The sequence below is a fragment of the Microbacterium sp. cx-55 genome (assembly GCF_021117345.1).
Lineage (GTDB): Bacteria > Actinomycetota > Actinomycetes > Actinomycetales > Microbacteriaceae > Microbacterium.
On record NZ_CP088261.1, the window covers coordinates 2010059 to 2027631 of the forward strand.

Below are 17573 nucleotides of genomic sequence, written 5' to 3' on the forward strand. Positions count from 1 at the left end.
TCGTGCCGTCCTCGTCGGTCGTGAGCTCGCGCAGCCGAGTCACGGCGCCGTCCCCCAGAACCTCGACACCTTCTGCACGGCCGATGCCTCCACCGACACCGCGGCGATCTGGTCGAGCCCGAAGATCGGCGGCATGAACGGCAGCTCGGCCCGCGTGCGCACCGTGACGACCAGCGTCGCGCCCGCCGTCGGGCACTCCCCGGCGCTGTCCGTGCACTCCCACGAGACATCGAGCTCGCCAGCATCGATGCCGTACTCCGACGCGACCGACGCGAGCACGAGTTCGGCGCGCTCAGCGGCATCCCCCGCATCCGTCGCCGTGGAAATCGCGCGCGCCGTGTGACGCGCCGCGGCCTCGACGCCGAGAGTCTGACCCTGGATGGTGCCCAGCGCGAGCATGAGATAGATGATCGGCACGAGCAGCAGCACGCCGCCGACGATGAACTCGAGCGACGCCGAACCCTCGTCGTCGGCGAGCGCCGAACGCCATCCCCCGCGGCGAGAGTCAGTCGAAGGACTCGATCGGGGCATGCGCCTGCACCTCCAACGCTCCGGGAAGGCCGAACAGACCCGCGAGCGGCAGCGTTGCCGTCACTGTGACCCGAACCGCCGGGTAGCCCGCTGTGGCGTCCTCCGCCATCCGCACATCTGCCGCGTAACCCGCCCCGATCGCGCGCTCGATCACCTCTCGAGTGCGATCCGCCCCCTCCGCGGCGCTCGTGTCGGCGAGGGCCGCGTGATAGGCACCCTCGACTGCGGCATCGTGCACGACGTTGCGCACATAGATGGCAAAGCCGAACTGCAAGATGGCGAGCGTCAGGACCGTGAGAAGCGCGCCGACCAGCACGAACTCGACCGGGGCGGAACCCCGCTCGTCCGCGCCGAGACCGCGCTTCTCCTCGGGCATGAGTCGGTCAGAGTCCGGAGACCCGCGAGATGGCCTGTTCGAACAGGCCCGCAAGTGCCGGACCGGCGACGGCCCAGATGACGACGACGAGCCCCGCCGTCATGAGCGTGATGAGCACCCAGGCAGACATAAGATGCACACATGACGAAGCGCGCAGCCATCTACGCACGTATCAGCAAGAAGGATACGAAGGTCGCGAAGGTTGAGAACCAGATAGCCACCTGTAAAGCCATCGCCAAGGCTGAGGGCTGGTCCGTGGACCCGGCGCACATCTTCGCGGATGACGGCATAGCGGCATCCGGCAAGGGCGCTGACGACACGACGCTAGAGAACCGCCCTCAGGCTAGAGCGCTTCTGGACCTCCTGAGGACCGGCGAAGTGGACTACCTCATTACCGTGGAGGGTGAGCGCCTGGCTCGCACCTACGGGGACGGCCTGAAGTTCATTGACGCATCCAGCCAGGGAAACGTGGTCTGGTACCTGGACGGTGACGGACTCCTGGACCCGTCCACCACTACCGGCGAAGACACAGCAGTCAGCATCTTTGCTTCTGGCCGTCGAGAAGGCCGGATTCGCTCAGCCCGTCAGAAGCGCCGCTACGACGCTGAGAGGGCTGTAGGACTCCCTCTGTGGGGCGTTCGCCCGTTCGGCTTCCAGGGGCGCGCCAAGCTGTCTCCTGAGGACGCTGAGCGTCTGGGCTGGGAGTGGGAGGAAGGCGCTCAGTACATCCCCGTTGAGCCGACAGAGGCGGCACACCTTCGGACGGCGATTATGAACGTCACCAGCGGCAAGGAGTCCATCTGGGGCGTGGCTACCCGCTGGACGAAGCAAGGTATCAAGTCTCCGATGATGGGCAGGGTTCGCGAGGACCGCACGCGCCCAGGTGAGACGAAGATCACGCCGGATGTCTGGACAGCCGGGACCATCAAGCAACTTCTGATTCGTGAGCGCAACGCCGGAATCCTGATGCACAAGGGCGCAGAACTTCCCGTGTCCCGTATTGAACCGATCATCAGCCGGGAGGAGCGGGACAACCTCATTGCCGCCATCGCCCAGAAGAACCTCCTGGCACCGCAGCGCAAGGGACCAAAGGAGAAGTACCTTCTCAGCGGCATCCTGGAATGCACGTGCGGCGAGAAGACGTACTCCACGCTGAGCTACACCCAGAGGAAGGGCAAGCCCCGGTACGTCTCCCACATCTACAAGTGCCGGGTTTCGCTCACCGACCGCGAGAACAAGCACACGTCCATCAGCACCGCCATTGCTGACGCCTTCGTGACAGGGCTTATGTCTTCCATGTTGCAGAGTGGCGCTCTGAAGGCTCAGGACGACTCAGCCGTAGAGGAAGCCCTCAGTGAGCTTTCTGAGCACACACAGGAGCTTACAGAGCGCCTGGAGCACGTTTCCGGCATCCTCCGTGACTACAAGCAGAAGCTGATTCACGCCGACGCTCGCGCAGACCTGGCAGTCATTGAAGGCGAGTTGGAAGAGGCTAGCCAGAAGTGGAACACCCTCATGGCGCAGCGTGGTCAGGATGGCGCGCTGGCTGAGTTCGTCAGCCGGTTCAAGGAGTTCTCTACAACCGAGATTCAGGAGCAGTTCGAGAACAACCCCGAGTCAAGCGAGAAGTACCGAATCATGTTTGAGCATCACTGGAAGAACCACCCGTTGGAGAAGCGCCGAGACATCATCCGCGCCGCCATCCGCATCAGAATCAACCAGGGCGGTAGGGGTCATGAGCGTCTTCAGTGGTACCCGCTAATCCAGTTGGAGGGTCAGGAACTGGTAACCTAGAAGAGTTGGAACCGGTGGTGGTACCGCTACAACTATCTCCTCTGGTAGGGAGAGAAGAAGACCTTCCTGGCTGGTCCTAGTAGCTCCCCAGGAAGGTCTTCTTTGGTATACTGAGTATGGCTTACCAACCCATGAGGTAGAAGCTACCGCCCCTGTCATCTTGACTTCCCCTTGATGACAGGGGCTTCTTGTTTACTCATGTCAACACAGAAGACTCTCAGCATAAAGGTGACCTTTAGGCCAGCATGGGGAAGACAGAAGTGCGATAGTAGATGTTGAGGTCATTTCGATGGCCTGTAGGCGAGGGAAGCGCTGACAGAGGTCCAGCTTCCCAGAGGCCCCAGTTGAGTAGATGAAGACATCCTCCTGTGGTCCTTCTAGCTCCTACACCCTAACCAGTGAGCTTCCCGCATAACGGTCATGAGCGGGACATGGCAGCCACCTTCTAGGCGACTTCGAATAAGTCTGTTGGTGCCGATACATCGCGCTCTACCTCTTGGTAAGCGCTACTTGTGTTGGGCGAACAGTGATATGGCGCAAACGATGTTCACGGGTTCTTTGGGGTAGGGGTCAGAGCAAGACCCTCACTCTGATAACACCCGTGGAAGAACTGACTATCCAGGGAAGGGATAGAACCAATGACAGGTACAGAGCTACTTCAGAAGTGGGATGACCAGAACACCAGGGCACTAGCGAAGCTAGAGGTTCTGGAATCACTGGCAGATCACATCATCAGCCGTCTGGAAGGAAAAGATTGATGAAGACCGAGCAGAACAGCACGGATAAGTACTGGAGAACAGTCATGGCCCTGATTCAAGCCGGTGACCATGACGGGGCAGATAAGGTCATCGACCACCTGGAGAACGATCTTGGAATCTTCCTCACGACCAAGCCCAACAAGAATTTTCCTCTGAGCGTTGGTCAGACGGGTTCCTGAGGCGTAGAACAGTATGAGGGGTACTTTCCTCTCACTACCTGATTGGACACATGATGTTGAAGTTGACCCCCGAGATGGAAGCCGAGTACGCGACGTTCTGGGATGGCCTGGGTATCCGCGTAGCGGACACGGGCAAGACCGGTATCGAGTTGCGGGACAAGACGAACGAGAATCTTGTTCTGGCCTTCCTCCCCCGGTCTCTCTACGAGTACCTGACCATGAACCTCATCCAGACCTACCAGGATGATGAGCCTGACTTCATCCGGGAATCCATCTTCCAGGAAGGCAAGCTGAGCTAGCCCCCCGTAAAACAAGAAATGGCCCTTCGTCTTCATTGACGGGGGGCCTTTCTTGTTGGTTGACATGAGTCCCCATGGAGGCATCGGCCCAGCGAACGATAGTAGAGGTAGGGCATATTTCGTCCTATTTCGCACTATATCGACACAGCCCATGAGGCGCTGGAGAAGACCATGATCCGTGAAGCTAAGCGAGTAGGCAACCTGACCATCTTGGTTCCTATGGACACGAAGCACAGACGAGTGCTCACCGTCTGTGATTGCGGGAACATGAGCGTCAAGCTCAGCGCGAATCTGATTCCGCGTGGAAGCACGAAGGACTGTGGTCAGCACAGCCTCAGGGCCGTCCGTAAGCGCCTTGGCAAGCCAATGATCTACAACTCTTGGCATCGCAAGCTGAGGCAGCTACGCGGAAGCGCGTCTGACTACTCCTGTGTCCAGGAGGGCTGTGACAAGACCGGCACCGGCTGGAGCTACCAGGGCGGCTGTGAAGACGAGGTACAGGGCTACCACAACGGTTTCCTTCTCCCCTACTGCCAGCACGAAGAGCACTACAGCAGCCGGTGCACCACCCATCACCGCGAGTACGACCACGCCCTACGAGGAGCAGCCGATGTCTAAGCGCACGGTCACCCTGACCGATGGCAAGGGCCACCAGCACCCTGTCAACCGAGAAGACCTAGAAGAGGTTGTGCGTCGATACATGGCTACCCAGTACCTACTCCATGACGGGGAAGACCCCGCATCCGTGACTTCCGAGCAGCTAGACCGCGTGGCTCAGTCATTCACCCCTCAGGAGGTCAGCGCGGTCATCAGACGCCTTCAGGAGACCGGTGACGTGACGGTGAGCTTCCAGTGAACGACGACTACCTACTAGCAGACAGCATCCGCTATACCCGCGCTCAGGTGGACATCCTCGCGTGGCAGATGGAGCGAGACCAGGACGCGTTCAACTATCCCCGCCGACTCCCAGCAGAAGCCCCGCGTCTGGAGGACTGATGCCAAAGGGAATTCCTATCGAGAACCCCCAACTGTGCTCCGTAGACGGGTGTGAGCGCTTCGAACTATCTCGGGGGCTGTGCTCCAAGCATTACCAGCGCTTCTATCGACACGGCTCCACAGATATGCCGACCAGGAAGAAGGCCGCACCTACGCCTTGTTCGGTGGACGGCTGTGGGCGGGACGCCAAGGCACGTGGCCTGTGCGACATGCACTACAAGCGCCTCATGCGCTTTGGCAGCACGTCCCTACCGCGCCGAGCTAAGAAGACACCCCTAGCCAAGCCTGTCCTTCAGAAGGCAGCGCCGAAGCCCCGCGTGAAGAAGCCCCGCGGCAAGAAGCCCGCAGTTCGAAAGGCACCCGTAGAACGGGCTGTACGCCCTCCTAAGCCTGTCAATGAGTACAAGGCAAAGAAGGGCCAACGGATTAAGAGCTTGACCGTTCTAGGCCAGGCAGAGCCATTCAAGAACAAGGCTGGTGTGGAGCACCCCCAGTGGCGCGTTCAGTGCATCTGTGGCAAGGAGCTAATCCGAATCGCTCAGTTCGTCCAGCGGGGTCAGGTCTCTAGCTGTGGATGCCAGACGGTCCCCTCCAGAACCTGGAACGAGACGCTATGAGTAAGTACTCATCAACCAGCAGAGCCTTCCAGAAAACAAGAATTTACGTCCTTAACCGGGACGCTTGGACCTGTCAGCACTGTGGCAAGCCCCTAGATGAATCGAACGCTCAGGCAGACCACCTGACACCTAAGAGCAAGGGCGGCACAGACGACGCCTGGAACCTTGTGGCCTCATGCGACAAGTGCAACAACGACAAGTCAGACAAGGAACTGGTCCGTCAGAACTGGTGGAACACAGACTGGCTCGCTCACCTGTGAGCCAAGAGGGAGAAGAAGAAATGAATGTAACGAAGGTACGCATCCTCATCACGACAGATGAAGGGGATTACGCCATGACCGCCAGCACTCACACCCTGGCTCAGAGCGAAGACGGCAAGACCGCTATCACCGCAGAGGGAACAGAACTGGAGTTCCTGCACGCGCCGGGACGACTTGCCGGAAACTTCACGTGGGACATCTCCCGAGGCGTTGACTTGAACTGGATTGAGCCTGACCTAAACACCCGCGAGGAGAACTGATGTACACCTACCGTGTAACTTCAACAGCCCCCCTCTTCATTCTGAAGAACGGCGGGGGGTATGTCGTCACTCACGAATACCCCGCCCCCGATGAAACCCCCCACCTAGAGGTAGGTGACACAGATGGATTCAGCCGTGCCAATGGACATCAGGAAGATACCCACCTGACCCGCCTACCCGACGAGCAGGAAGAACCAGAGTCATGAGTATCCCAACACCCAAGCAGTTGCATCAGCGACTCAGCCCTATCCCAACAGCAGCCACCCTATGGGACCAGGCCACCCGGTACCTGGCTACCCTGCCTGGCTCACCATCACCAATGATCTTGACTCACAAAGGTCAAAGCTATCTGGCGATCCCAGTTGACCTTGATTCACTTCCAAACGACCATCACGACGCAGCATGACGAAAACGAAGCCATCGGGGTCCGTCATCACTTCCGTTTTTCTGACAGACCCACGGAAGACCCCGCCCCCAGCCTTCCTTTTCACGCAGCAGGTTGAAAACATTTGAGGTTCCCATGCCATTCAGACGCATCACCTTCCTAACCGCCGTCAATAGGTTCCGTTCCAGTGCAGATAGCTGGACAACCGATGATGACTACCCCGCCTGGGTGGCTCTTGACGCCATGGCACGCCAGCTAGACGAGCGGATTACCCCTGCCTTGGTGGCTCAGTTCGGTCTTGTCTACCGAAATCTTCTTTCCCGTAAGCCAACAGGCGTGGAAGAGGAAGACGAGCTTTCTCAGGCTCTCCGGGAAGCCGGTGAGTGATGAGCACATGCAGTGTCACCGACCCACACGCCCGACACCACTACTGGGTGTCTCCACCTGACTGGCCCGACGACCAGACGACCCCGGCCACGCTCGCCCTGTGCGACGGCATCGAGCGAGAGGACGAATCATGATCTTCGACTGGATCAAGAGGCGGGCAGCCACCAAGCCCTCAGTGCTCAACAACACAGCCGCCGAGGTCATCCGTGTCGTGGAAGAGGAATGGCAGAAGCGCCAGAGCAGCCGACCACCTAAGGCTGGTGAAGACCGTGAAGTCTGACCCAGCCGTATTCACCGCTCCCCTGTCCCCCGACTTCCCCAGCCTCTGGGATCGCTGGTCCAAGGTCATCACCCTTGTCTGGCGTGTGGCATTCGGCATGAGGCTGGATGACTGGCAAGTAGAACTACTACGCCACGTTCTGGAACTGTGTCCCCCTGGTCACCCTCGCGCCGGTCAGCTTCGCTACCGCCAGGTCATCATCAGCCTGGCCCGTCAGAACGGCAAGACAGAGCTAGCCGCCATCCTGGGATTGATCGGCCTACTACGTAAGGCCAACTCCCTGGTCATCGGTATTGCCTCATCCGCCGAACAGGCCCGCATCGTCTACAAGCGCACCCAGAGAGCCATCTACGGCACGGTCCTGAGGAAGCAGTTCCAGCGACTCACCGACACCCGAGGCATTGAGGGTACCAACGGCACCATCTACGAACTGAAGGCCGCGAAGGGTGCTGCCCTCCAGGGTCTCCCCGTAGACACTGGCGTAGTCGATGAGGTCCACCTTCTGAAGACTGAACTGTGGGTAGCGCTGGTCAATGGTCTGGGTGCTCGCCCTAACGGCATCGTCGTGGGAATCACCACGGCGGGTGACGAGGAGAGCGAGCTACTGAAGTCTCTCTACGAGAACGCCCAGAACGCCGCCCAGGGAGACCCCCAGCTAGAGAGCTTCGGTGCGTTCATCTTCGAGGCACCTGAGGCCCGCGTACCCGACGATGACGCCGAACTACTCCAGTACCTCCGAGCCGCGAACCCAGCCCTTGCATCAGGACGCATCGACCCAGAACTACTTCTGGCCGACGTTCGAGCCATGCCGAAGCCTGACATCCTCCGCTACCGGCTCAACCGCTTTGTGGAGAGCGTGAACGCCTTCCTCCCGCTCAGCCTGTGGGGCAGCGCTCAGCGGTCCTTGGATGACACCTTCCCGAAGGACGCCAGGCCGATTTTCACTATCGACGTGACGCCGGACGAGCGCTACGCATCCATCACGGTCACAGCCAAGCGTGGCGACATCTTCTACACCGAACTGGTCGCCAGCATCGTCAACCCCCGGCTGAGCCAGCTAGAGGACATCGCCACACGACTGAACAAGCACAACCCCCGCGCCTTCGTCATGGACAACTTTGGCCTTCTAAAGGCTCTGGGTGCCTCTCTGAAGAAGAAGGGCTACAAGATGATGTTGCTCAACCAGTCTGACCAGATGGCCTCCTCAGCGCGCTTCTACGCCCTCATGAGTCAGAAGAAGGTCAAGCACGCTGGAGACATCCTTCTGACTGTCCAGATGCCTGGCACCAAGCGTAAGAACATCGGAGAGCGCTTCCGCGTCATCAACAGTGGTGCCGGTCAGATTGATGCCGTCATTGCCACCATGGAAGGCATCTACGCAGCGGAGACGCTTCCAGAGCCGACAGGTCTTCAGGTCTTCTAGAACAAGAATTTAGCCCTCATCCAGAAGACCGGATGGGGGCTTTTTTCGTGCCCATTGAGGCAAGTCAGCTTTAGCCGATAGTACCTATGAGGTAATTCATGGGACTAGGTAACTTCTTCGCAACTGGCTACTGGAACGAGCCAGTTATTCAGCGTGCCGACGAGCCAGCGCCAGAGATTCTTCCCGGTGTTCTTCCTCCAGCACGGTCCTACTTTGACCGTGGCGTTGGCAGTGACGAGGCTCTAGGTCTTTCCACCATCTTCCGCGCTGTCCAGATTCACAGCACGTCTGTAGCTCAGCTTTCAATTGACGTATACCGCGCTGGCGAGAAGGTAGAGAACACCCCTCTCTGGATGCGCCGCCCGAACGTCAACAGCACACGTGAAGCCTTCCTAGAAGAGACCGTTGTATCTCTCGCCCTCACCGGTAACGCCTACTGGCGCATCACCCGTGACAACCAGGGCCGTATCAGCAACCTAGAAGTTCTCAACCCGCGTGACGTAGAACCTCAGACCAACAAGGCCGGGGAAGTTGTCTCCTACAAGTACGGCTCCCGTGAGACTCCCTACACGCTGAACGAGATCCAGCACCTGAAGTTTGCCCGCGTTCCCGGATCGGCTAAGGGGCTTGGCCCCATCCAGGCGGCACAGCATGAGCTACGCGGCGCTCTGGACCTGAACGGCTATGCGAATAACTGGTTTCAAGATTCAGGCGTTCCTGCCGGTGTACTGAAGACCGACCAGCAGCTAACCCCGGAACAGGCTGAGGAAGCCCGTAAGCGCTGGACGGATTCTGGCGCTGGTGGCGTGAAGGTTCTAGGCGAAGGTCTGGACTACAAGAGCTTCTACCTGTCCGCTCAGGAGCTTCAGTTCATCGAAAACCAGCGCTACACGGTTACCCGTATCGCAAGCCTCTTCGGTGTTCCAGCATCGCTTCTCCTCGCTTCTGTTGAGGGGTCTTCTCAGACCTACCAGAACGTGGAACAAGAGTGGCTGGCCTACTACCGCTTCTCACTGTCCAAGTACACGCGCGAAATCGAAACGGCGTTCTCTGACCTTCTTGGCCGTTCGACCACGACCGTAGCCCGCTTCAACTACGAAGCCCTTCTTCGCCCCGACACCAAGACTCGCTACGAGGCGCACAAGCTCGCCATTGATGCGGGCTGGATGACGGCGAATGAGGTTCGCGCCATCGAGAAGATGTCACCCATTTCTGGCGGGGATGTTCTACGCCCAGCTACCAACCAGCCCCAGCAGCAGGAGGGCAACGCCGATGCCTGAGAACAAGAATTTCGAGCTACTGACCCGTGAAGTACAGCTTCGCGCTGAGTCGGTAGACATCGACAAGCGCGAGATTCGCGGTATCGCTGTCCCCTTCCAGAAGGACGCGAACATTGCCGGTGCCTACATCGAGCGCTTCGCCAAGGGTGCTGTACAGGACTCTGACAGCGCTCTTCTGTACTGGCGTCACGCTGACCCCATCGGCGCTATCAAGAGCGCCCAGGACACCGCTGACGGCTGGGAAATCGTAGCCCGTGTATCTGAGACAGCACAGGGCAATGACGCGCTGACACTCGCCCGTGACGGCGTTGTAGTCCAGCTTTCCGTGGGCTTCGAGCCTGGCGGCGAATACGAGGTTGAAGAGCGCGAAGACGACCTTCCCGTAATCACCCGCACCAAGGTTCGAGTCCGTGAGGTCTCCCTAGTCCCGTTCGGCGCTTATGGCGCTAACGCCACCATCTCCGAGGTACGCGCCGCGTCTTCGGTCACCCCAAATGAGAGGACTTCAGAAATGCCTGAAGCTAACAAGAATGACGCGGACATTCTCGAAATCCGCGAAACCGTAGAGGACATCCAGCGTCGTATTGAGGCTGGTCTGTCCGTTCGTAACGACGAGCCAGCAGTAGACCAGCGCTCTGCCGGTGCCGTGCTGAAGGCAATGGTTGAGGGCGACGAGTCCACCATTACCGCGTACAACCGTGCTCAGGAGCACAAGTACGACGAGCTACAGCAGCGTGCCTACACGGGTGGAACCGTCTCTGACGCTCCAGTCCGTGACGCCTACGTTGCCAACCTGACCCGCATCTACGATGCATCGTCCGGTGTCCAGTCGCGCATCTTCTCGCGTGGCACGCTCCCCGGCACGGGAATGAACCTGGAGTTCACCCGTCTGAAGAGCAACACCCTGAAGGTTGAGCAGCAGGTCAACGAGGGTGACACTCTCGCTTACGGCAAGCTCCAGTTCGAGAACGCCACGGCTCCGATCAAGACGTTTGGTGGATACACCGAGCTATCCCGCCAGGCCATCGAGCGCTCTTCGATTCCCGTTCTAAACACGACCCTGGAAGCCCTCGCTATCGAGGCTGGTCGTCGTAAGAAGATCGAGCTTCGTAGCGCTGTCGCTTCGACTGTCGCCGCACGTAAGGCAATCGCTACCAACGGTGGCGTTGTTGTCCTGGGTGCCACGCTGGCCGCTTCGGTAGCCGGTAACTGGGAAGACGCGCTCATCGACGCGGCTATCAAGTTCGACGGCCTAAACGCTGATCCTGAGGCACTTGTGGTCTCCGCTTCGGTCTTCAAGAAGCTCCGTGGCCTCACGGTCTCCGGTGAGCGTGTGTTCACCGTGGCCGACAAGAACGCCTCTGGCTCGCTGAACCTTCCTGGCCTGACAGGCAACCTCGCCGGTATCCCTGTCTACCTGGACGCCGGTCAGACGGGTGACGAAGCGTACTTCGTCAACGGTCGCGCCATCAAGCAGTACGACTCCGCTCTGTTCAGCCTGTCTGACGAGAACATCACCAACCTCACCAAGCAGTTCTCTGTGTACTTCTACGGTGCCGTTGCTGATGAGTTCCCTGAGCTAATCGTTCCCGTCAAGCTCGCCGCTTCGTAAGCCGGATTGGGGACCGCTGATGGAACTGACGACCGAGGAAGGCACCGACCTTCTACGCGAATACGTAGGAGCAGGTGTCAGCCACAACGACCTTCTAACCCGTTGCTGGGAAACAGCAACAGGGCTAGTTGGCGTGTACGTCGGTACTTCAGTGGTCCCCGCCCCGCTTCTGGAGCTAGCCACCCTCCAGGTGGCCGCAGAGCTATTCCAGCGCCAGAGCGCGCCTAACGGAATCGCTCAGTTCCAGACCCCAGACGGAACGACCGGTATTCGCGTAGCCCGCGATCCGATGCTTTCCGCCTACCCCATCTTGAAGCCATTCCTGAAGTTGGGGTTCGCATGACACAGCTAGCCGACTACCGCGAGGAGCTGAAGACCGTCATCTCTGGGGTGACTCAGACACAGGTCTTCTCTTCCTTCCCAGACAAGTACACGCCGCCCGCAATCCTCATCACGCCTAACAACCCGTACATCACGGAAGGCGAGACCTTCGAGGAGCACCGGGCCAACTTCCAGGTCTGGGTAATCGCTCCGAAGGGTGACAACGAGGTTGTCACGGACTTCATCGAGTCGCATCTAGAAGACCTCATTCCTGCCCTCACGACAGCCAACTGGTCAGTGGAGCAGGTAGAGGGTCCGTACCTGACCGATGTGAAGAACGTCCAGTTCCTCACGGTCATCCTTCGCGTGTCAGCCCCAATCAACTTCTAACCCCCTTTCATCTAGGAGATGAAGAAATGCCAGCAGCAAGCCGTTTGAACGGTAAGACCAAGATCACCCTGAAGTTCGGTGCTACCGAGTACAGCGCCGACCTAGTTTCCTACGGACTAGCCCCTACCGATGCAGACGCCGACGTAATCACGTTCGGTGACGTTGCAGCCGGTTCCACTGACCAGTGGGTACTTTCCGGTACCGCTGTCCAGGACATGGCTACTAGTTCGTTCTGGAACTACGTATGGGCCAACGCCAAGACTGAGGCAGCCTTCACGCTCGCCCCTCAGGGCAACTCTTCTGCCACGGTCGCACAGCCTCACTACACGGGCACGGTGACCATCGGCAAGAAGCCACCTATCAGCGCTGAAGCCAGCAACTCCACCACGTCGTACTCCACGTTCGACTTCGAGTGGAACCTAACTGGCGAACCCGTACGCAAGACGGCGTAAGCCATGGCTGGGGACGGCATTGAGTATTCCTCTGGCGGAACAAGAATCCGCGTAGAGGGACTGAAGGCCGTCCTCAGCAAGCTCAACAAGGCGGGCGCTAGCTCCGACGACATGAAAGACCTCATGCATGAGGTCGGTTCCATTGTCGTCCGAGCAGCACAGCCCCCAGTAGTGAGCGGAACCCTTGCCGGTTCCATCCGAGCGGGACGCGGAAAGACCAAGGCCGTTGTACGTGCCGGTTTCGCCAGCATCCCCTACGCGGGCGTCCAGCACTACGGATGGCCCGCCCATGGCATCGCCCCTCATCCGTTCCTCACGGACGCTCTGAGGGCGAACCATGCACAAGTCTTCGCGGCTCTGGAAGCCGGGATTGACGAGCTACTAGCAAAGAACGGCCTGAAGTAGCCAGGCCACCAACACGAGTAAGGAAAAGAACGAAATGGCTGTTGATGTCAACACCCTAACCCTTGGCGAAAAGAAGAAGTTCGAGGAGATGACCGGACGCACTCTGGTTGACCTCGCCCAGAACCCAGGCGCTCTAGGCGGTCCTGAGGCTGTCGCAGTTCTCATCTGGCTCTTCGAACGACGCCACAACCCCGACTACCCCCTGGTTGAGGCAGAGAACTTCACCGAACAGGCGGCTATCGACTATCTGGGCTGGTCGGCTCCCGAGCCTGATGAGGATTCAGAAGCGGGAAAAGAAGAAGGCTCGCCCAAGAAGCCGCAGACGAGAAAGCGCTCTTCGTAGTCCATCTCGGCATGTCTCCCTCTGAGTACGACCGCCTGACGATCTACGAGAGGGACGCCATTGTTCGCGCGAAGGAAGAAGCGAACAAGGCGCAGAGGCGAGCCAACCGATAACCCAAAGACCCCCTTCCCCGGTTCTTCCTAACTCGTGGCCGGGGAAGGGTCCAACACCATAAGGCGGTGAAACCCAAATGCCAAAGAATACAGTCACAGTCTCCGTGCTGGCGGATACCAAGGGCTTCCAGAAGGGCATGGCTAGCGTCAGCGCTGGCTTCAAGGGCTTCGCCGCAGCCGGTGCCGCTGTAGCCGCTGTAGGTGCCGCTGTCGCCGTTGCAGTGGGCGTCAAGGCCGTGGCATCCGCTTCCAAGCTGGAACAGGCCATGGGTGGTCTGAACGCCGTGTTCAAGGAGAACGCGGGCCAGATGGAGACGTGGGCCAATGAGGCCGCTTCGAACCTGGGACTAGCCAAGTCTGAGTACGCCGACCTGGCTACGGTCATCGGTTCCCAGTTGAAGAACATGGGTCTCCCCATGGAGGCCGTGGCCGGTCAGACTAACGACCTCATCGGCATGGGTGCCGACCTCGCCGCTCAGTTCGGTGGGTCTACCTCTGACGCCGTGTCGGCGCTGTCGTCCCTTCTCCGTGGTGAGCGTGACCCGATTGAGCGCTATGGCGTCTCGATCAATGACGCAGCCCTGAAGGCGAAGATGGCCGAGATGGGCCTATCTGGCCTGTCCGGTGAGGCCGAGAAGAATGCCAAGCTTCAGGCCACCCTTGCCCTTCTGACGCAGCAGACCGCTGACGCTACGGGAGCGTTCGCCCGAGAAGCTGAAACGCTGGCCGGTGCTCAGGCGCGCGCCAAGGCTGGAACAGAGAACTTGTTCTCCGTCATCGGTACGGCTCTCCTCCCGGCTGTGACGGCAGTCACAGGGGCTTACGGCGACTTCATCGCGGGCCTGTCTAACAACGCGATCTTCAACACCTTCGTCCAGGTTCTGAGCACGGCATCTACTCAGTTCGCTGACTTCATCAACGGTCTGTCTGACGGCTCTAAGACGTTCGCTGACCTGAACTTCGACTTCTCCGGTATCGACTTCACGGCAGCTATCGCGAGCTTCAACACCTTCCGTGACGCCCTCATCTCCCAGGCACCTGGGATCATCTCGGCTCTCATTGACGGCATCGCCTCAGCAGCTACCGGCATCGCAGTAGTAGCCGGTGACGTGGTGGTCGCTCTGGTCAACGGCATCATCGCCGCAGCGCCAACTCTCATCACTGCCGCTATCGCCCTCATCCAGGGTCTGGTGACCGGACTGTCTCAGGCTCTCCCCGGTGTGCTCATGGCCGTGGCCGAGCTAATCCCGGCGCTCATCGGTCAGATTCTCCTAGCTATCCCGTCGCTCATCATCGCCGCCCAGGACTTGTTTGAGGCGCTGGTGGTCGGACTAGCTCAGGCCGTCCCTGCCCTCATCCAGGGCCTGGTTGACATGTTCGCCATGGTCATTCCGCAGATCATGGCTCAGTACCCCGCCGTACTCCAGAACGGTATTGAACTGTTCCTGGCTCTGACGACGGCTGTAGCTACCGCGCTCCCCCAGATCGTTGAGGCCGTGACCTCTGCCTGGCCGTCGATCCTGGAAGCCATCACCGCAGCGCTACCCCAGATTCTCGAGGCCGGTAAGACGGCCTTCCTTGGCATCGTCCAGGCCATCACTCAGTCTCTGCCGTCGATCATCTCGGCAGTGGTCCTGATGTCGCCAAAGATCACAGCCGCCATCATTCAGATGACCCCGGCCATCATCGCCGCTGGTATCGAACTGTTCCGTGCCCTGGTCAAGGCACTGCCGGTCATCATCCCCCAGGTAGCCGCAGCGCTTCGAGGCATGGCCCCCGAGATGACAGCCGCTGTGCTGTCCATCGGCCCCGCTCTGGCGTCCGCTGGTGGACAGATCATCTCTGGTCTGGTGCGAGGTCTCCAGGGCAGCGCTGGCCGTGTCGTGAGCGCTCTTACGAGCATCGCTAGTGGTGCCATCGGTGCCTTCAAGCGGATGTTCGGTATCGCCTCTCCATCCAAGCTCTTCAAGGTGTTCGGTAAGAACATCAATCAGGGTCTGGCTGGAGGTATCACCGGCAACCTAGGAATCGTCCGTCAGGCCATGAACGCCCTGAACGGCACAGCTTCAGCCTTCAGCCCTTCGTACTCATCGGGTGGCATCCGGGCCACCATGAGCAGCGGTGGCAGCTACGGCAGCAGCGCCAGCGGTGACAGCATCACGGTCAACGCTTACATGCTGGAACCGTCGATGGACTCAGGCCGCAAGATCATGGAATCCATCGACCTGTACAGGAACGGCGGCGGGCGTCTGGTGGTGGCCGCATGATCCGTGAAGTACCCGTACACACACTTCTAGATGTCCAGTACTTCTCCGATGTCACCGGCTGGACCAGCGTCCTGGCGAACGCCACGGGCGTCCAGATTCAGCGCGGCGGAAACGTCAACGGCGTCAAGATCAAGACTGACGTGGGTACAGCGGTCATCAGCCTCTTCAACGACCAAGACCCGCTGGATGATGCCGACCTGACCACGGGCGTCCCCGTGCGCGTTGTCATGCGCTCAGACGGCACGCCGATGTTCACCGGCAAGGTTCTGGATGTCGTCTCCGATGCTGTTCTGGACAAGGCCACGGGCAAGGAACTGACCTACGTCACGGTGACCGCTGTAGACGCCATTCACCCGCTGGTGAACACCCGTGTCGAGGGCACGCCGATGTTCTACTACGAGCCAGGTTCGAACGAGGCCAAGCGCGTCCAGACTCTGGAGGAGCGACTAGCCCGTCTGGCTACCGTCTCGCCGGTCCCCATCGCCCTCCCTCAGGCATTCGAGTGGGAGACCGTCTACGAGCTTCCGGCAACCAGCACCGCTGACGGCTGGAGTCTCATTACTCCCCTGCCCACGGCAGTCATGCCCAACACAAGCTGGATTGGCCGTGGCGCACCCGTAGTCAATCGAGACCGCTGGGGTAACCCTCTCGCCTCTCCTCGCTCTTCTCGCGCGCTCACGCTCAACTGGCGTGCCACTGGGGCTGTGACTCTAGAGAAGAACGTCTACGGCATCCAGAAGACGATCCAGGTAGAGCCTGGTCAGGTGTACCGCTTCGGTGCCAACGTCAAGGGTGACTACCCTCCCGAAATCGGCACCATCGGTGACTTTGCCGTTCGCGGCATCCTCCTTGGCGTAGATGGCGTGAAGGCCAACACGGGCGCATTCATCACGACGAACACCGGAAGTGACTTCCCCAGCACTGTGGCGTTCAAGGCACAGGGAACGACGGCGACGTTGCAAATCTGGCTCAGCCGGAAGACCCGAGTGGATGAGGCGTTTCAGCTTCTCTCCCGTCTGCAAATCTTCGATGTTCGCGTAGAGAAGGTGGATACCGTCTTCCCGCAGCTTCTCGCATGGTCGATGAAGGACACGACGCTAGACGCTCACCTGGACCTAGCAGCATCCAGCGTGGCTTCCTACTGGTACACGGACAGGACCGGCGTGGTGCGCTTCGCTCCCCCATCCGAGTACCTGCCCGTCACCAACACCTTCAGCGACCAGCGCCAGCCTGGCGTTCTGGAGTACACAGACGCCAAGGTCACCCAGGACACAAGAGACCTTGTGAACTACCTCACGATCAGCAACACCACGTTCGGCTCCTCGATTGACAGCCACACCATCCCGTCAGTCAGGGCAGCGCTGAAGAAGTCTCAGGATGTTTCATCGACGCCGACATCAACGAAGGACAAAGAGCGCTGGGGCAGCGAAGAGACCGCTACCTACACGTGGGTAGATGAAGTCTCCATCGAGAAGTACGGCATCCGAGCTACGACCGTTGAGACCAACCTTCAGCTTCCAGACGCCCGCACGCTGGACATCTACGGCCTGGATGAAGCTGTGTACGGATCGGTGGCTTACTACGATCTTCTGGACAAGCTCACCGGTCAGCGCCAGAACCCGCGCCTCATCGTCAAGGAACTTCGCTGGAACGTTCAGCAGAACACCCAGAAGGCGAAATCTCTAGAGCTAGGTCAGCGCATCGTTGTTCAGCGCCGTGGGATGGAACAGGACGCCATCATTGCTGGCATCAAGCACGACATCACCCCTTACCGATGGATGATTACCTTGACGCTCGCTAGACCCTAAGAAGTTGTTCTAGAGCTTCTTCTAGGTGTATCTTCCA

General features: G+C 59.5%; 20 protein-coding genes. 17 read left to right on the forward strand and 3 right to left on the reverse strand.

The window, feature by feature from the left end:
• Positions 1–39 precede the first annotated feature (39 nt).
• From LQ938_RS09500 to LQ938_RS15480, 3 genes are read right to left on the reverse strand one after another with little or no spacing between them, the layout of a single operon-like run.
• Complete coding sequence (locus tag LQ938_RS09500; protein WP_223720831.1) at positions 40–531, reverse strand: TadE family protein; 492 nt, start codon at positions 529–531, stop codon at positions 40–42.
• Positions 506–907, reverse strand: a complete 402-nt coding sequence (locus LQ938_RS09505) for a TadE/TadG family type IV pilus assembly protein (protein ID WP_223720830.1) — start codon at positions 905–907, stop codon at positions 506–508. The genes LQ938_RS09500 and LQ938_RS09505 overlap by 26 nt, the downstream gene beginning before the upstream one ends.
• A 7-nt stretch (positions 908–914) precedes the next feature.
• Positions 915–1037, reverse strand: a complete 123-nt coding sequence (locus LQ938_RS15480) for a hypothetical protein (RefSeq protein ID WP_263317334.1) — start codon at positions 1035–1037, stop codon at positions 915–917.
• An 11-nt stretch (positions 1038–1048) separates the two neighbouring features.
• Between LQ938_RS15480 and LQ938_RS09510 the strand changes: the two genes are divergently transcribed.
• The 17 genes from LQ938_RS09510 (at position 1049) to LQ938_RS09585 (ending at position 17536) form a co-directional block, all read left to right on the forward strand.
• A complete protein-coding gene (locus LQ938_RS09510) occupies positions 1049–2701 on the forward strand; it encodes a recombinase family protein (RefSeq protein WP_223720829.1) in 1653 nt (550 codons plus the stop codon).
• Between the two features lie 757 nt (positions 2702–3458).
• The gene (locus tag LQ938_RS09515) at positions 3459–3638 is read left to right on the forward strand and encodes a hypothetical protein (RefSeq protein ID WP_223720828.1); all 180 of its coding nucleotides are present in this window, start codon (positions 3459–3461) and stop codon (positions 3636–3638) included.
• Between the two features lie 50 nt (positions 3639–3688).
• Positions 3689–3937: a hypothetical protein gene (locus LQ938_RS09520; RefSeq protein WP_223720827.1), complete on the forward strand. Its 249-nt coding sequence runs from the start codon at positions 3689–3691 to the stop codon at positions 3935–3937.
• A 610-nt stretch (positions 3938–4547) separates the two neighbouring features.
• The gene (locus LQ938_RS09525; RefSeq protein ID WP_223720826.1) at positions 4548–4793 is read left to right on the forward strand and encodes a hypothetical protein; all 246 of its coding nucleotides are present in this window, start codon (positions 4548–4550) and stop codon (positions 4791–4793) included.
• Positions 4794–5546: 753 nt separating this feature from the next.
• On the forward strand, positions 5547–5810 hold the full coding sequence (locus tag LQ938_RS15535) for an HNH endonuclease (protein ID WP_223720825.1): 264 nt from the start codon (positions 5547–5549) through the stop codon (positions 5808–5810).
• Between the two features lie 74 nt (positions 5811–5884).
• Positions 5885–6070, forward strand: a complete 186-nt coding sequence (locus LQ938_RS09530) for a hypothetical protein (RefSeq protein WP_231341313.1) — start codon at positions 5885–5887, stop codon at positions 6068–6070.
• A 902-nt stretch (positions 6071–6972) separates the two neighbouring features.
• Positions 6973–7122 carry a hypothetical protein gene (locus LQ938_RS09535; RefSeq protein ID WP_223720823.1) on the forward strand — a complete coding sequence of 50 codons (150 nt, stop codon included), beginning with the start codon at positions 6973–6975 and terminating at the stop codon, positions 7120–7122.
• A complete protein-coding gene (locus tag LQ938_RS09540; protein WP_223720822.1) occupies positions 7103–8545 on the forward strand; it encodes a terminase large subunit domain-containing protein in 1443 nt (480 codons plus the stop codon). Before LQ938_RS09535 ends, LQ938_RS09540 begins: the two co-directional genes overlap by 20 nt.
• Positions 8546–8643: 98 nt before the next feature.
• A complete protein-coding gene (locus LQ938_RS09545; RefSeq protein WP_223720821.1) occupies positions 8644–9825 on the forward strand; it encodes a phage portal protein in 1182 nt (393 codons plus the stop codon).
• The gene (locus LQ938_RS09550) at positions 9818–11437 is read left to right on the forward strand and encodes an HK97 family phage prohead protease (protein WP_223720820.1); all 1620 of its coding nucleotides are present in this window, start codon (positions 9818–9820) and stop codon (positions 11435–11437) included. Before LQ938_RS09545 ends, LQ938_RS09550 begins: the two co-directional genes overlap by 8 nt.
• A 19-nt stretch (positions 11438–11456) precedes the next feature.
• Entirely contained in the window at positions 11457–11780 is a 324-nt protein-coding gene (locus LQ938_RS09555; RefSeq protein ID WP_223720819.1) for a hypothetical protein, read from the forward strand.
• Positions 11777–12148, forward strand: a complete 372-nt coding sequence (locus tag LQ938_RS09560) for a hypothetical protein (RefSeq protein WP_223720818.1) — start codon at positions 11777–11779, stop codon at positions 12146–12148. Before LQ938_RS09555 ends, LQ938_RS09560 begins: the two co-directional genes overlap by 4 nt.
• A 26-nt stretch (positions 12149–12174) precedes the next feature.
• Complete coding sequence (locus tag LQ938_RS09565; protein ID WP_231341314.1) at positions 12175–12600, forward strand: hypothetical protein; 426 nt, start codon at positions 12175–12177, stop codon at positions 12598–12600.
• Between the two features lie 3 nt (positions 12601–12603).
• The gene (locus tag LQ938_RS09570; RefSeq protein WP_223720816.1) at positions 12604–13005 is read left to right on the forward strand and encodes a hypothetical protein; all 402 of its coding nucleotides are present in this window, start codon (positions 12604–12606) and stop codon (positions 13003–13005) included.
• A gap of 34 nt (positions 13006–13039) precedes the next feature.
• The gene (locus LQ938_RS09575; protein ID WP_223720815.1) at positions 13040–13348 is read left to right on the forward strand and encodes a hypothetical protein; all 309 of its coding nucleotides are present in this window, start codon (positions 13040–13042) and stop codon (positions 13346–13348) included.
• A gap of 217 nt (positions 13349–13565) precedes the next feature.
• Complete coding sequence (locus tag LQ938_RS09580; RefSeq protein WP_223720814.1) at positions 13566–15728, forward strand: phage tail protein; 2163 nt, start codon at positions 13566–13568, stop codon at positions 15726–15728.
• A complete protein-coding gene (locus tag LQ938_RS09585) occupies positions 15725–17536 on the forward strand; it encodes a hypothetical protein (protein ID WP_223720813.1) in 1812 nt (603 codons plus the stop codon). Before LQ938_RS09580 ends, LQ938_RS09585 begins: the two co-directional genes overlap by 4 nt.
• Positions 17537–17573: the final 37 nt, after the last annotated feature.

What these genes read in the sequence shown, in the direction of transcription:
- LQ938_RS09500 (WP_223720831.1), bottom strand. Translation starts at nt 531, where the DNA reads ATGCCCCGATCGAGTCCTTCGACTGACTCTCGCCGCGGGGGATGGCGT.
- LQ938_RS09505 (WP_223720830.1), bottom strand. Translation starts at nt 907, where the DNA reads ATGCCCGAGGAGAAGCGCGGTCTCGGCGCGGACGAGCGGGGTTCCGCC.
- LQ938_RS15480 (WP_263317334.1), bottom strand. Translation starts at nt 1,037, where the DNA reads ATGTCTGCCTGGGTGCTCATCACGCTCATGACGGCGGGGCTCGTCGTC.
- LQ938_RS09510 (WP_223720829.1), top strand. Translation starts at nt 1,049, where the DNA reads ATGACGAAGCGCGCAGCCATCTACGCACGTATCAGCAAGAAGGATACG.
- LQ938_RS09515 (WP_223720828.1), top strand. Translation starts at nt 3,459, where the DNA reads ATGAAGACCGAGCAGAACAGCACGGATAAGTACTGGAGAACAGTCATG.
- LQ938_RS09520 (WP_223720827.1), top strand. Translation starts at nt 3,689, where the DNA reads ATGATGTTGAAGTTGACCCCCGAGATGGAAGCCGAGTACGCGACGTTC.
- LQ938_RS09525 (WP_223720826.1), top strand. Translation starts at nt 4,548, where the DNA reads ATGTCTAAGCGCACGGTCACCCTGACCGATGGCAAGGGCCACCAGCAC.
- LQ938_RS15535 (WP_223720825.1), top strand. Translation starts at nt 5,547, where the DNA reads ATGAGTAAGTACTCATCAACCAGCAGAGCCTTCCAGAAAACAAGAATT.
- LQ938_RS09530 (WP_231341313.1), top strand. Translation starts at nt 5,885, where the DNA reads ATGACCGCCAGCACTCACACCCTGGCTCAGAGCGAAGACGGCAAGACC.
- LQ938_RS09535 (WP_223720823.1), top strand. Translation starts at nt 6,973, where the DNA reads ATGATCTTCGACTGGATCAAGAGGCGGGCAGCCACCAAGCCCTCAGTG.
- LQ938_RS09545 (WP_223720821.1), top strand. Translation starts at nt 8,644, where the DNA reads ATGGGACTAGGTAACTTCTTCGCAACTGGCTACTGGAACGAGCCAGTT.
- LQ938_RS09550 (WP_223720820.1), top strand. Translation starts at nt 9,818, where the DNA reads ATGCCTGAGAACAAGAATTTCGAGCTACTGACCCGTGAAGTACAGCTT.
- LQ938_RS09555 (WP_223720819.1), top strand. Translation starts at nt 11,457, where the DNA reads ATGGAACTGACGACCGAGGAAGGCACCGACCTTCTACGCGAATACGTA.
- LQ938_RS09560 (WP_223720818.1), top strand. Translation starts at nt 11,777, where the DNA reads ATGACACAGCTAGCCGACTACCGCGAGGAGCTGAAGACCGTCATCTCT.
- LQ938_RS09565 (WP_231341314.1), top strand. Translation starts at nt 12,175, where the DNA reads ATGCCAGCAGCAAGCCGTTTGAACGGTAAGACCAAGATCACCCTGAAG.
- LQ938_RS09570 (WP_223720816.1), top strand. Translation starts at nt 12,604, where the DNA reads ATGGCTGGGGACGGCATTGAGTATTCCTCTGGCGGAACAAGAATCCGC.
- LQ938_RS09575 (WP_223720815.1), top strand. Translation starts at nt 13,040, where the DNA reads ATGGCTGTTGATGTCAACACCCTAACCCTTGGCGAAAAGAAGAAGTTC.
- LQ938_RS09585 (WP_223720813.1), top strand. Translation starts at nt 15,725, where the DNA reads ATGATCCGTGAAGTACCCGTACACACACTTCTAGATGTCCAGTACTTC.